Raw genomic sequence first — 13562 nt, forward strand, 5'->3', positions numbered from 1 at the left:
CAGTTGGTCCGCGCTGTGTCCATAGTGACAAAACACAGCCCCCGGGGAATTGACGTCCCGCGTTCACGAGATATTTACCGCGTTGGGTTTGGATAAAACGCCGCAATCTACACGCAATAATCTGAATAAAGAGAAGCACGGCCGAATTCATGACTGCGAAAATCCTTCTTGCCGAAGACGACAACGATATGCGCCGATTCCTGGTGAAGGCGCTCGAAAAGGCCGGCTACAAGGTCATGTCCTACGACAATGGCGCCAGCGCCTATGACCGGCTTCGCGAAGAGCCTTTTTCGCTTCTCCTCACCGACATCGTCATGCCCGAGATGGACGGCATCGAACTGGCGCGCCGCGCGACGGAACTCGACCCGGACCTCAAGGTCATGTTCATCACCGGCTTTGCCGCTGTTGCACTGAACCCCGACTCCAAGGCGCCGAAGGATGCCAAGGTGCTCTCGAAGCCCTTCCATCTGCGCGACCTCGTCGACGAGGTCAACAAGATGCTGGCCGCGGCTTAAAGCAACGAGTTTTCCACAGCCGCGATCGGCTGTGACGAGAGATCAAGAGACCGCCGTGATCCACAGGGGATCTCCGGCGGTCTTTTCGTTTCAAGACCTTAGCGGGAATCCCGCAAATCCGGGCCATTGCCAGGCCGCCCGGACCGACCCCGGTATGGGAAAAACCATGCCTTCGAAATTTCTGTCAAAAAACCTTCGAAAACCCTATTGACGCGACAGCGGGTTATGTGGTCTATGCGCCCCATCGGATGGGCGTGTAGCTCAGCGGGAGAGCACTACGTTGACATCGTAGGGGTCACAAGTTCGATCCTTGTCACGCCCACCATTCGAATTCAAAAGGCCTTTCGAGAAATCGAGAGGCCTTTTTCGTTTGCACCGCGGACGCGCCGGACGGCGACACCTCGACCGGTGCCAATCCTGTACGAAGTTTAATGTCTTCCGTCATGGAAGCGCCCCGATCCGCGCCCTAGTTTGCTTTCGCAAACTGATCGTATCCGCAGACCATCGTATCCGTAACCGCACGAGCGGCGATGCATCGCGCGCACTTCACCGGGCGGCAGGGACGGCATCGCCAACCAAATCTTTTTATCGGGAAAGGAACGGACATGCCGGCAGTCAAGAACATTGTGCTCGTACACGGCGCCTGGGGCGATGCGTCCCATTGGCGTCACATGATCCCGCCGCTCCACGCCAAGGGCTACAGGATCGCCGCGGTGCAGAACCCACTGACCTCGCTTGCCGACGACGTAACGCGCACGCGCAAGCTCGCCGAATCGCTCGACGGCCCAACGCTGCTCGTCGGCCACTCCTACGGGGGCGCTGTGATCAGTGGTGCTGGCCACGCGTCCAATGTCGTCGGCCTCGTCTATGTCGCGGCCTTCGCGCCCGATGAGGGCGACAGCCTCGGCAGCATCTTCGCGCGACGCGACCCGCCCTCCGGTGCCGCCAGCATCCGGCCCGACAAGGACGGCTTTCTCTGGCTGGCGCAGGACACCTTTCGCCAGAGCTTCGGCCAGGATTTGAACGAGACCGACGCGCTGGTCATGGCGGTGACGCAGAAGCCGATCGCGGCGCGTTGCTTCGAGGACAGGGCCGGACCGCCGGCATGGAAGGCGAAGCCGAGCTGGTACCAGGTTTCGCGCCACGACAACATGATCCCGCCGGAAACCGAACAGTGGATGGCCGAACGGATCAAGGCAAAGAAGATCATCACCCTGGATACCAGCCACGCTTCGCTTGCATCGCATCCAAAGGAGATCGTCGCACTGGTCGACGAAGCGATCGCGTCACTCGGCTAGCTTCCAAGGACTTTGGATCATTCGCCATTTTCAATGTCGCAACGAAAAACCCCGTCGATCGCTGGACCGACGGGGACTGTTCCTGGACCGCCGCCAGCGCCAACCGCCGTCGACGGCCAACCATCCAAGTGCAGCGCCCTAGTGCACCATGGCGGAGGCGACGGACATCAACTCGTCGCGGCGCGGGACGCCGAACAGGTTCTGACCGCCATCCGGCACTTCCGTGAAGCTCCAGCGCACGACGCCATCGCGATCAAGCAGGAATTCGCCAATGAGTTGCCCGGTCCCGGTCGCCATCATCCGTTCGTCGGCCTCGGTGATCTGGTAATCTTCCACCTTGTCGAGATAGGCCATGGCTGCGATCGGATCCATCGGTTCCGGCAGTTCCCCCGGCAAGTCCACCTTCATCGCCATGATCGTCTTCTGGGCGACCTTGTAGGGCCAGGCGTCTTCGTCCTCGGTGAATTCGAGGTTGGGCAGCCCGAACGCCCGATGCGAGACCCGTTCCGGGTCGGCGGCCGCCAGCAGGTTCGGCACCGGATGATACCGGAAATAGAGGCGCGCGCGATCGATCGGCGTGTTGACCACCGTCAGGCTCTCGATCCCCTTCTCCCGCAAGGCACCGTCCAACTGCGCCATGGCAGCGATCTGCCGTCTGCAGAATGGACAATGCAGCCCGCGAAACAGGCCGACCAGGACCGGTTTGCGGCCACGAAAATCATCAAGGGCGATCTGACCTTCCTGCGTGATTGCGTCGAGCACCACATTCGGCGCCCGGTCGCCCGGCTGCAACGGCCGTGCACTCAGCGGTTCAACCATGTTTTCATCTCCTCATCCCGGCCGGCACGCTCCTGGTGCGCCTGTGGCAAGGCGGGAGCTTCTCTCCGGCAAGCCATGCGCAGCAACGCAAACGCGGGCGCAGCGTCACGCGACGCTCGGAAATGTCAGTCGAGAAACGGCAAGATCATCAACGCCTCGGGATCGAGACCATGTTGCGCACATATGTCCCGCGCCAAGGCGAAGTACCTTTCCGCTGCATCGAGATCACCGGCGTCCAGGCAGAGCGTCGCCAAGCCATCATAACACGGAAACAGAAGCTGCGCCTCTTGCGTTTCTCCACAAAGGTCGAGCGCCTCCTGATACAGGCTGCGGGCGACGTCTGGCCGACCATGACACTGATTGATCTGGCCGAGCACCAGCAGCGACACCGGCAGATGGTCGCGCTGGTCGAGTTCCCGGTCGATCGCAATCGCGCGCTCGGCTGCCGGCATGCCGTCCGGCGCGCAGCGATCGGTGAAGGTGCAATAGGCAACGGCGAGGTTGGCGAGCAGGCGCGCCTGAAAACCGAGGTCGCCGATACGCCTCGCCATATCGAAACCGGAACGACAAACCTCGATCGCACGTTTCGGATCTGTGACCGCATAGAAGACCGCCAGATTGGTATAGCCGCGACAGGCGGCATTCAACAGGTTCGCACCTTCCGCCACGGCGACGCTTCGCTCGACGATACCGATCGCTTCGGCGCTACGGCCAAGGCGGGCAAGCGTCACACCCTTGGTGTTCAACGCTTCGGCCGTGACCCGCATCGCCTCCCGCTCAGTCTCTGGCGTATCCGTTGTATATGCCGCAATGCGATCCAGCGCGTCGTCCGCCGCCTTGAGGGCACCTGCATAATCTCCCATGCGGAAGGCGAGATGACCGCATTCCTGTGAAAGATGCGCACCTTCTATCGGTGCACTCGCGCCTTCGAGCAGCTGGGCGGCTGCGGCAAAGCAAGCCAGAGCCTCGTCACGCCGTCCGGTTTCCCAGAGATGATGACCGAATTTGCGCCGGATCCGTGCCGATGCAATGCGGTCCTCCGTGGCGCAGTAAATCTCCAGCAGTGCGCTGTAGTGCTGAACCGCCGCCTCACGGCGACCGGTCGGCCCCAGGAGGTCGGCGACGCGTTCGCGTGCGGCCAGCCATTCGGCCCCCTGTTCACCGGTAGCCTCCAGTGCCGCCATGGCCTGCTGATAAAGCCGGATGGCATCATCATTGGCATAGAGCGCCCGCGCCCGGTCTCCGGCCGCGATCAGGTAATGCGCGCCCTTGGCCTTGTGTTCAGAGAGGCCGAAATGGTGGCCGAGCAGCGCCATCTCCTCGAGCCGCTCGGTATCCTCGCCGAACCGGCGCTCCAGCACCTTGCCGATCAGTGCATGCTCGTCCGTGCGCCGGCTGAGCAGTAGATTGTTGTAGACCACCTCCTGCAACAGCGTCTGGGTAAACCGATAGGTCTGCATGCCAGGAGCCCCGCCGCCGTCCCTGATTTCTTCGACGATCTCGGTGTCGCAGAGCAGATCAAGAACCGCATCCACCGGCGTGTGCCCCGAAACCGCTTGCAGCAGATCCGCGTCGAAGCGCGGCCCGATCATCGCAGCGTGGTGCAGCAACCGGCGGGCGTCCGGCGGCAGCCGATCGACGCGGCCGAGCAGCATCGCCTCGATGGTCACTGGAATGTCAGTGGCCGCATCGCGCTCCACCACTCGCCAGGCCGAGCCGACCTTCTGCATGGCCGAAACATCGATCAGGCCGCGCACGATTTCCTCGACGAACAGGGGATTACCGCCGGCCCGTGCCAGGATGCGCTCCGCGACCGCCTGTGGCAGCCCATCCCCGCCGAAGAACGCCGCAAGCAGGCGTCGCCTGTCGGTTTCTGAAAGCGGTGTGAGGCGCAGCGCAGTCAAGCTTGTGCGGCCGGGCTTCAGCCGATCGGCATCGACGTCTGGCCGTTGAGTGGTCAGCAACATCAACGGGCTGCCTTCCGCCCGATCGAGGACAAAGGAAATGGCCTCGAGCGAGGCAGCGTCAGCCCAGTGCAGGTCCTCGATCACGAGCAGCAAGGGCGTTCGTGACAGGCGCCGTTCAAAAATCGCCCTCACTGCCGCGAAAAGCTGCCGGCGCATCTGTTCCGGCTCCACATGGCGCAACAGCTCATCCTGGGAATCCATGCCCAGAATCCTGAGGAACAGCGGCACGAGCTGTTCGAGCTTGTCTTCAGCAAAGCCGATCTCGGCCAGTCCTGTTGCGAGCAGCTCCGTCGTCCGCGGCAGGCTGTCGCTCAAAGATATCCCGTAGGCACCGCGCAGGACCGACGCGAGAACACCGTAGGACGGTTCTCCGAGCGAAGAACTGCCGGCGCGGCGAACGACGACGTTCGAGAAGCGCGGATCCGCGGCCACCCGTTCGAGGAACTCTTTGACCAGTCGCGACTTTCCGAGCCCTGCCTCTCCCGTTAGACGCACCACTTGCGCCGTCCCACCGCAGGCGAGCTCGAGACAATCAATCAGGCGCTTCATCTCCGCCTCACGCCCGATCAGCGGCGCGCCGAGCCCCAGAGCTTCGAGACCACGTGCCGTGCGCGGTGCCTCCAGAGACTGCGTCAGTCTGTAGACCTCGACGCTTTCCACTTTCCCGCGCAACGTCATCGCGCCGAGCGCCTCGTAGGCAAAGGCGTGGCAGGTCAACCGATAGGTCACCGGCCCGACGAGGATTTCCCCGGGGCCTGCCAGCGATTGCAGTCTCTGCGCCGTGTTGACTGCGTCGCCGGTCACCGAATAGGCCTTGCCGTCACCAGCGCCCAATCGCCCTGCCACGACCGTTCCGGTGTTGAGCCCGATATGGAGGTTCAGCGGCTCACCGATCCGCCGCTGCCAGCGTTCGCCGACCCGCCTTGCCCGACCGGCCATGTCGAGCGCGGCACGGAGCGCTCTTTCGGAATCGTCCTCGTGCGCCACCGGCGCGCCGAAGAGGGCAAGCAACGCGTCGCCGATGAATTTGTCGACAAAGCCGCCATAGGCCTCGACCGCTTCGGTCAGTTCTTCGAAGAGTTCGTTCTGGAAAGCCCTGAGGACTTCCGGATCCACCTGCTCGCTGAGGCCGGTAAAACCGCAGAGGTCGGCAAAAAGAATGGTGGCCGTGCGGCGGTCGGCGCCCGCCTCCTCCGGCAATGGCGGTGCGAGCGCCTCACCGCCAGATCGCACCAGGGGCGTCTGCGCCGGCTCAGGTCGCAAAGCCGTCGGCTTTGCTGATGCCGGAGCTCCAAGCCGGGTACCGCACGTGGGACAAAACGAGAAGTGTGGCGGACAGAGTGCGCCGCAACCGGGGCACGGGCTATGCTGCTTGGCGCCGCAATTCGGGCAAAACGCAAACCCGTCTTGGATCTCGCAACCGCACTCGTGGCAGTTCATCGACGACGAACCTTCGAACGAGCCCCGGTCGGCACGGCCAATGCTGCGCCAACCGGGGCTGGTGGCCTCGAAAGAATGAACCTGCGTCAACTGCTTTGCAAGCAACAGGAAAAAGCTCGACAGGAGACCGCGGGTGCGGCCCCGTCCAAGGCTCTGATGCGTTCATCTCCGGCGGGCAAACCCCGATCGTCCGGGTGAGGCAAGCGCCATCAGGAATGGGTACGGCGCACCCTTGATGGACGTGAAAACGTATCGAGATCGATGGCGGCGCCTTCCGGCGCGCGGCAAACCTCTTCCGGATGCCGATCGCTCGCCTCGACTGCGAAGTGGATCGCGGCCGTCTCGTTGGTGAAGAGACCGCCGACGACCCCTTTGCGATCGGAAACGACCCACCAGCCGTGCCTGTCGCGACCGACGACGAAACGTGCGCGCGCGCGAAAACCGCGCCGGATCTGCTGCATGCTGCCCATGATGGAATGATCCTCGTTGGTGGGAAAGAAGACTTAACCGGCAATCCACGGAATGGCCGCCTGAATGCCATAGGCAAGGCCGAGAACGATACCGAGGCGGATGCCGATGCCGAGAAAGGCGTCGCGAACCGCGCTGTCGTTACCGCGATGGTTCTCGATGTTTTCACTGCCTTGAGCGCGCCGGCGCTGTTCGGCCAGGGCGGCGAGGTGTGGTAGGCGTGACATCATCTGTCTCCTTTTTAACGAAGGGCCAGGGCCGCGCTTTGATCCCGAGGCAAGCTCCATGGATCAGGGGATGCGGATGGAGCGAAAATGGCTTGGGGAACTTAGCTCGCGAGCGCGATGCGTAGACCGCGTGCGATATGGGTCGAGGTCGGAAGCTCGGTGAGTGGCTCGAGCGCTGCGCGGATCTCGGCCGCGGCTTCCGGCGCAAGCGGGGTCAGCGGCAGCCGCAGTTCGGGGCTCATGCGGCGCGCAAGATGCAGGGCGTATTTGACCGGTCCCGGATTGGTCTCGCGCTCCAGCGCCACCAGCAACGGCCTTAGCCGCTCATGGATGGCGATCGCCGCCGATACGTTACCGGTCGCGACGGCCTGATGCATCGCCACCACCAGGCGCGGAACGACGTTGGATGCCACCGAAATCGTGCCGTAACCGCCACAGAGGTTGAACGCCAGCGCCGTCTGGTCATGGCCGGAAAGCGGACGAAGGCGGCTCTTCAGCGGCGCGGACATGGAGAGAAACCGGCCGATGTCACCCGTCGCGTCCTTGATGCCGACGATCCCTGGAAGCTCTGCCAACCGTTCCAGTGTGCGCGGCGCAAAATCAACGCCGGTGCGGGAGGGAACATTGTAGATGATAATGGGCAGATCGACTGCCTTGGTGACCGCCTCGAAATGCCGATAGACCCCTTCCTGCGACGGCTTGCTGTAGTAGGGCGCAACGATAAGCGCCGCATCGGCACCGAGCGCCTTGGCTTCCGCCGTCAGCGCGATCGTCGTCTCGGTACTGTTGGTGCCGGTTCCGGCGATAACGGGGATCTTCCGCTCGGCAACCTCGACGCAGCGCTCGATCACCATTGCCCGTTCGTTGCGCGACAGCGTCGGTGCCTCACCGGTCGTGCCGCAAGCGACGATGCCGGAGATGCCGTGGCGCATCTGCCATTCGACCAGCGACATCAGGCCGACGACATCGACCTTGCCCTCACGAAACGGCGTGACGAGCGCCGTGATCGCCCCTTCGAGGCGCAGCGATTGCATGCTCATGGAAATATCCTTCAGGTGGGAAACTGGCCGCGGTCAACGGTGCTGATGGCAAGCTGGTAGCCGCGGCAGGAGCGCAGGAACGCGCCGAGGATCGCGGTGGCCAGATCGGCATGGCGCGCCTTGAACGTGACCCGACCTGCGCCTGGCGGCCGATAGCGCAGCGCGCAGGTCCAAAGCCCGAGTTCGTGGCTGAGTGTCCTGAGGCAGAGTTTTGCCTCAGTCGTCGACGTCAGGTGGATGACCGCATCGACGAGGGCATCGGCTGCCATCAGATCGCGAAACCGACGCGACGGCCACTCGTCCACGACAAGGCCGGGCAGCTCCCGGATCACGCGGACCGCCTCCCAGACGTGATGTTCGCGCAGGCGGCGAACCGCGGTCAGCCGCAGCAGCAGCGCGTCCAGGACGTCCGCACTCGCCTCGACAGTGCCGGGCCGCTGGCGCAAACCTGTATCGGCCGGGAGGGTCCGGGCATGATGACGCAAGGTGAAATCGTGAAGAGACATGGAACTCATCCGTATTCGATGGGCAGAGCCTAGTTCCATGAGGCGTCCGGATTCGATTCCGACTTGAGGCGTCCGGCATAAGATTTCCGTAAAGCCTCCGGATTGGCGCTGTCCAAGGCATCCATGCGCGGCTAGATTGACATTCGAAGGGACTGAACCCCCGTAAAACGCCAGCGCGCGGCGTCGAAATAATCTGACGCAAAAGATGACGTGCACGCAATTTTGCGCTAGGTAGCCCCTTCTGTGGCGATAAGGATCGCCATGTTCGAGCAATGCCCCCTGTCCGTGAAGGAACATGCCATGCCTGCCTATCGCTCACGTACCACCACCCACGGCCGCAACATGGCCGGTGCCCGCGGCCTCTGGCGCGCGACGGGCATGAAGGACAGCGATTTTGGCAAGCCGATTATTGCAGTGGTGAACTCCTTCACCCAGTTTGTGCCGGGCCACGTGCACCTCAAGGATCTCGGCCAGCTCGTCGCCCGCGAGATCGAGGCGGCCGGCGGTGTTGCCAAGGAATTCAACACGATCGCCGTCGACGACGGCATCGCCATGGGCCATGACGGCATGCTCTATTCGCTGCCGTCGCGCGAAATCATCGCCGACTCTGTCGAGTATATGGTCAACGCGCACTGCGCCGACGCCATGGTCTGCATCTCCAACTGCGACAAGATCACCCCCGGCATGCTGATGGCCGCACTCCGGCTCAACATCCCCGCCGTCTTCGTCTCCGGTGGCCCGATGGAGGCCGGCAAGGTCGTCCTGCACGGCAAGACGCATGCGCTTGACCTCGTCGACGCCATGGTCGCGGCTGCCGACGACAAGGTATCGGATGAGGACGTCCAGGTCATCGAGCGCTCCGCCTGCCCGACCTGCGGCTCGTGCTCCGGCATGTTCACGGCCAACTCGATGAACTGTCTGACCGAAGCACTGGGCCTGTCGCTGCCGGGCAACGGCTCGACGCTTGCCACCCACGCCGACCGCAAGCGCCTGTTCGTCGAGGCCGGCCACCTGGTCGTCGATCTCGCCCGCCGCTATTACGAGCAGGAAGACGAGAACGTCCTGCCGCGCAATGTCGCTTCCAAGCAGGCGTTCGAAAACGCCATGGCGCTCGACATAGCCATGGGCGGCTCGACCAACACCGTGCTGCACATTCTCGCCGCCGCCCATGAGGGCGAGGTCGATTTCACCATGGCCGACATCGACCGCCTGTCACGCAAAGTTCCGTGCCTGTCGAAGGTGGCGCCGGCCAAGAGCGACGTGCACATGGAAGACGTGCACCGCGCCGGCGGTATCATGTCGATCCTCGGCGAACTCGACAAAGGCGGTCTCATCAATCGCGATTGCCCGACGGTTCACAGCGCCACGATCGGCGATGCCATCGACCGCTGGGACATCACCCGCACCTCGAGCGAGACCGTGCGCAACTTCTTCCGCGCGGCACCGGGTGGCATCCCGACCCAGGTGGCCTTCAGCCAGGAGGCGCGCTGGGACGAGCTCGACACCGACCGCGAAAAGGGCGTCATCCGCTCGGTCGAGCATCCCTTCTCCAAGGACGGTGGCCTCGCGGTGCTCAAGGGCAACATCGCCATCGACGGCTGCATCGTGAAGACCGCCGGCGTTGACGAGAGCATCCTGAAATTCTCCGGCCCGGCACGCGTGTTCGAAAGCCAGGACGCATCCGTCAAGGCGATCCTCGGCAACGAGATCAAGGCCGGCGACGTCGTCGTCATCCGCTACGAAGGCCCGAAGGGCGGCCCGGGCATGCAGGAAATGCTCTATCCGACGAGCTACCTGAAGTCGAAAGGCCTCGGCAAGGCCTGCGCGCTCATCACCGACGGTCGCTTCTCAGGCGGCACCTCGGGTCTTTCGATCGGCCACGTTTCGCCGGAAGCGGCCAATGGCGGCACCATCGGCCTGGTGCGTGAAGGCGACATGATCGATATCGACATCCCGAACCGCACGATCAGCCTGCGGATCGATGAGGCGGAGCTTGCGAACCGCCGCACGGAACAGGACGTCAAGGGCTGGAAGCCGGCCGAGCAGCGCAAGCGCAAGGTGACGACGGCGCTCAAGGCCTATGCCGCCTTCGCAACGTCGGCCGACCGCGGCGCCGTGCGCGACCTCGGCGACCACTGAGCCGAAAACCGGCAGGATCTGACAGGCCCCGGATCCCCGGGGCCTTTTTCTTTGGCGGGTATCGGACGCTGGCCCATTTCGCACCGCTGCCTTCTTTGCCCGGCCGCGTGCATCTGTTATTTTAGTCTACCCTAAGATTAAAACAGGTGGGTCATGGCGAACGCATCCGAACTGCTCGGCACCTGGAAGATGCTCTCCTGGAAACGCAAGGTTGTCGCCACCGGCGAAACCAGCGATGCCATGGGCGCCGATCCTATCGGCTACCTCTCCTACTATCCCGATGGCCGCGTCAGCGCCGTCGTGGTGAGGCGCGATCGCCCCGCATTGAAGGGCGCCGTACCGACGAACGACGAAAAGGCCGCACTGTTCGATTCGATGCTCGCCTATGCCGGATCCTACAGGCTCGAGGATGGCCGGGTCATCCACCAGCTGGATGCGAGCTGGAACCCGGCCTGGGGCATGTCGGATCTGATCCGCCCGTTCTACGTGGAAGGCGACAGGCTGGTGATCTACGGCGCACCAGCCATCGACCCCCGGACGGGCGAAGAGGTCACATACCATCTCGAGTTTCGTCGGATGTGACCAGCCGAAATCTCCGGACGTCAGAGATGGCGCGTCTCAGCCGGCGCGTGGAACCAGTTGTTGTTGCGTCCGTCCATGTACTGCACCGGTGCCTCGGCGAGCACCGCCGGATCGAGATCGTCGAGGCAGGCGACGTTGACCGAAAAATAGGCGCCACCGATTTCCTCGATGTAGCCGTGGCCGAAGGCTGCGACACCGCAAGTCTTGCAAAAGCGGTGATGCACACTGCTGCTGTTGAACTGGTAGTCGGCAATGTTGGCCTCATCGCACTGCAGGCGGAAGCTGTCGGGCTTCACGATTGCCCCCCAGTAGCGCCGTTTCCAGCAGATCGAGCAATTGCACTTTCCGGTGCCGGCATCGAGGTCGATATCGGCCTCATAGCGGATATTTCCGCAATGGCAGCTTCCCTTATAGGTCAGTTTCATAACCGTCACTCCTGCTTTCCGGGCCCAGGCAGACCCCGCCTCTTCGCCCGCCTACTTGACCACATGCTGTCAGATTAAGCTCATGCTGTTCACTTGCCATATTGACAACATATTGTCAATTGAAAGCGATTAATCTGTGCAGCCACTAGAGATGCGAACCTCGGCTGGCCTATCCCATCGGCTGCTGCGACCATCAAGGTATCCCACCGACAGTCCGTAGAACGTGCGGATCGAAATCATCCAGGGGTGATGTTGCAAAGGGTGCCACCGAGTGCCTCCACGTAGCCATCGCTGCTGAAATAGCTTGCCGAATGCAATGCGATGTGACAACATGATGTCATATGAAGACTTCCGCACAGCAGGTGACACTGTCGACATGAAAGACCCTGAACGGACGCCCGCTGGAGACGCCTTTGCGGATTTTGCGATTACCGCGCTGCGGCTTGCCGGCCCGCTGACGCAGGCCGGCGACGCTCTCGCCAAACCTTCCGGACAGACGAGCGCCCGCTGGCAGGTGCTGGCCGCAGCAAACCACGCTCCCATGTCGGTCGCCGATGCGGCGCGCGCCCTCGGCCTGGCGCGCCAGGGCGTGCAGCGCATCGCCGACCTGCTGGAGGAGGAAGGCCTGATCGCCTACAGCGACAATCCCACCCACCAAAGGGCAAAACTGATGGCCCTGACGGCGGCCGGAGAAACGGCGCTTTACGAAATCAAGAAACGGCAGGCGGCATGGGCCGACAGGCTCGGTACCGAGCTGGGCGAAAGACGCCTGCGACAGGCCTCGGCCTTGATGGTCGAGATCATCGAAGTCCTCAAGGAACGAGCCTTACCGGAGGATGCCGCCTCCTAGGCGTCCATCGTTCAAGCCAGCATCAGGAGATCCGCGCGCAGACGGTCCGGTCCACCGTCACCAAGCACCGGATCGAGCGCCGCGTGCAATGCCTTCCAGATGGGTATGGCTCGCGCCAACAGTGTTTCCCCCTCCTGCGTCAGCCGCAGCCGCCGCGACCGCCGATCCTCCGAGTCGGCAAAGCTCTCGACCAGGCCGCGCCGTTCCAGGGGTTTCAGCGCCGCAGTCAGCGTCGTCCGATCCATGGCAAGCAGCGACGCAATCGACCCCATGTTCGGCGGCGTCGGACGATTGAGCGACATCAGCAGGGAGAACTGCCCGTTGGTGATATCGAGGGGCCGCAACGCCTCGTCGAACCGGCGGGCCATGGCGCGAGCGGCACGCTGCACATGCAGACAGAGGCAGGTGTCCCTCACATGCAGGGTGGTCGCGAAGGGAATCGAAGTCATCTTTGACATGACTGATTAATGTTGATATCAACGTATTAGTCAAGTGCAGCGTTGGGAGGATGAACGGGCATGAGACAGGACCACGCAGTCGTATCGCCCGAGGAGTGGTTGAAAGCGCGCAAAGATCTGCTCGCGCTGGAAAAGGAACACACCCACGCACGCGACAAGGTCAATGCCGCCCGGCTGGCGCTGCCCTGGGTGAAGTTGGAGAAGACCTACATTTTCGACACGGTGACCGGACGCAAGTCGCTGTCCGACCTGTTCGACGGTCGCAGTCAGCTCATCGTCTACCATTTCATGTTCGGCCCCACCTGGGAGGCCGGCTGCCCCGGCTGCTCCTTCCTGGCCGATCACTTCGCCGGCATGCTGCCGCACCTCAACCACCACGACGTAACACTGATCGCCGCATCGAATGCGCCGCTGACGAAAATCGAAGCCTACAGGAAGCGCATGGACTGGAACTTCTCCTGGGTCTCGGCCGAGGGCAACGGCTTCAACCATGATTACCACGTCGCCTTTGCTCCCGACGAACTCGCAAGCGGCAAGGTCGCCTACAATTTCACCGAGATCGAAAGCGCCAACGCGCATGAGGAACTGCCGGGACTGAGCGCCTTCCAGAAAGGCGAGGACGGCACGATCTATCACACCTATTCGTCCTATGCCCGCGGTCTCGAGGAACTGGTCGGCACGCTGATGCTGCTCGATCGCGCGCCGAAGGGCCGCAATGAAGACGGGACGATGAGCTTCGTCCGCCGCCACGACGAGTACGAACAGAAACGCAAGGCAGGCTAGACATGCTGGCGTCCCCGCAGGCGGAACCTTTCGCGTGCGAAGACG

General features: G+C 62.9%; 14 protein-coding genes and 1 tRNA gene. 7 read left to right on the forward strand and 8 right to left on the reverse strand.

What is annotated here, in order from left to right; all coding sequences use genetic code 11:
* Positions 1–149: 149 nt before the first annotated feature.
* The 3 genes from cpdR1 to PWG15_RS15735 all read left to right on the forward strand — a co-directional run bounded on the left by cpdR1 (position 150) and on the right by PWG15_RS15735 (position 1813).
* Complete coding sequence (cpdR1, locus tag PWG15_RS15725) at positions 150–515, forward strand: response regulator CpdR1 (RefSeq protein ID WP_034786813.1); 366 nt, start codon at positions 150–152, stop codon at positions 513–515.
* 250 nt (positions 516–765) lie between these two features.
* A tRNA-Val gene (locus PWG15_RS15730) sits at positions 766–840 on the forward strand.
* A gap of 280 nt (positions 841–1120) precedes the next feature.
* On the forward strand, positions 1121–1813 hold the full coding sequence (locus PWG15_RS15735; protein ID WP_275021404.1) for an alpha/beta fold hydrolase: 693 nt from the start codon (positions 1121–1123) through the stop codon (positions 1811–1813).
* Between the two features lie 138 nt (positions 1814–1951).
* Here PWG15_RS15735 and PWG15_RS15740 read toward each other — a convergent pair whose 3' ends face one another.
* The 6 genes from PWG15_RS15740 to PWG15_RS15765 all read right to left on the reverse strand — a co-directional run bounded on the left by PWG15_RS15740 (position 1952) and on the right by PWG15_RS15765 (position 8280).
* Complete coding sequence (locus tag PWG15_RS15740) at positions 1952–2632, reverse strand: peroxiredoxin-like family protein (protein WP_275021406.1); 681 nt, start codon at positions 2630–2632, stop codon at positions 1952–1954.
* A gap of 125 nt (positions 2633–2757) precedes the next feature.
* Positions 2758–6039, reverse strand: a complete 3282-nt coding sequence (locus tag PWG15_RS15745) for an adenylate/guanylate cyclase domain-containing protein (protein WP_275024435.1) — start codon at positions 6037–6039, stop codon at positions 2758–2760.
* A gap of 209 nt (positions 6040–6248) precedes the next feature.
* Positions 6249–6509 carry a hypothetical protein gene (locus PWG15_RS15750; RefSeq protein ID WP_275021407.1) on the reverse strand — a complete coding sequence of 87 codons (261 nt, stop codon included), beginning with the start codon at positions 6507–6509 and terminating at the stop codon, positions 6249–6251.
* Positions 6510–6542: 33 nt separating this feature from the next.
* On the reverse strand, positions 6543–6734 hold the full coding sequence (locus tag PWG15_RS15755; protein WP_275021409.1) for a hypothetical protein: 192 nt from the start codon (positions 6732–6734) through the stop codon (positions 6543–6545).
* Positions 6735–6835: 101 nt separating this feature from the next.
* The gene (dapA, locus tag PWG15_RS15760) at positions 6836–7774 is read right to left on the reverse strand and encodes a 4-hydroxy-tetrahydrodipicolinate synthase (RefSeq protein ID WP_275021411.1); all 939 of its coding nucleotides are present in this window, start codon (positions 7772–7774) and stop codon (positions 6836–6838) included.
* 11 nt (positions 7775–7785) lie between these two features.
* On the reverse strand, positions 7786–8280 hold the full coding sequence (locus PWG15_RS15765; RefSeq protein WP_275021413.1) for a hypothetical protein: 495 nt from the start codon (positions 8278–8280) through the stop codon (positions 7786–7788).
* A gap of 300 nt (positions 8281–8580) precedes the next feature.
* Here PWG15_RS15765 and ilvD point away from each other — a divergent pair, with 300 nt between their 5' ends.
* Positions 8581–10419 carry a dihydroxy-acid dehydratase gene (gene ilvD / locus PWG15_RS15770; RefSeq protein ID WP_275021415.1) on the forward strand — a complete coding sequence of 613 codons (1839 nt, stop codon included), beginning with the start codon at positions 8581–8583 and terminating at the stop codon, positions 10417–10419.
* Between the two features lie 153 nt (positions 10420–10572).
* Entirely contained in the window at positions 10573–11001 is a 429-nt protein-coding gene (locus PWG15_RS15775) for a lipocalin-like domain-containing protein (protein ID WP_275021417.1), read from the forward strand.
* Positions 11002–11021: 20 nt separating this feature from the next.
* Here PWG15_RS15775 and PWG15_RS15780 read toward each other — a convergent pair whose 3' ends face one another.
* Positions 11022–11426 carry a GFA family protein gene (locus PWG15_RS15780; protein WP_275021420.1) on the reverse strand — a complete coding sequence of 135 codons (405 nt, stop codon included), beginning with the start codon at positions 11424–11426 and terminating at the stop codon, positions 11022–11024.
* Positions 11427–11802: 376 nt separating this feature from the next.
* Between PWG15_RS15780 and PWG15_RS15785 the strand changes: the two genes are divergently transcribed.
* On the forward strand, positions 11803–12276 hold the full coding sequence (locus tag PWG15_RS15785; protein ID WP_275021422.1) for a MarR family winged helix-turn-helix transcriptional regulator: 474 nt from the start codon (positions 11803–11805) through the stop codon (positions 12274–12276).
* Between the two features lie 11 nt (positions 12277–12287).
* On the opposite strand, the gene PWG15_RS15790 is transcribed toward PWG15_RS15785, so the two are convergent.
* On the reverse strand, positions 12288–12734 hold the full coding sequence (locus PWG15_RS15790) for a MarR family transcriptional regulator (protein ID WP_275021424.1): 447 nt from the start codon (positions 12732–12734) through the stop codon (positions 12288–12290).
* Between the two features lie 60 nt (positions 12735–12794).
* On the opposite strand from PWG15_RS15790, the gene PWG15_RS15795 reads away from it, so the two are divergent.
* Entirely contained in the window at positions 12795–13517 is a 723-nt protein-coding gene (locus tag PWG15_RS15795) for a DUF899 domain-containing protein (RefSeq protein WP_275021426.1), read from the forward strand.
* Positions 13518–13562 lie beyond the last annotated feature (45 nt).

Source organism: Ensifer adhaerens (assembly GCF_028993555.1).
GTDB lineage: Bacteria > Pseudomonadota > Alphaproteobacteria > Rhizobiales > Rhizobiaceae > Ensifer > Ensifer adhaerens_I.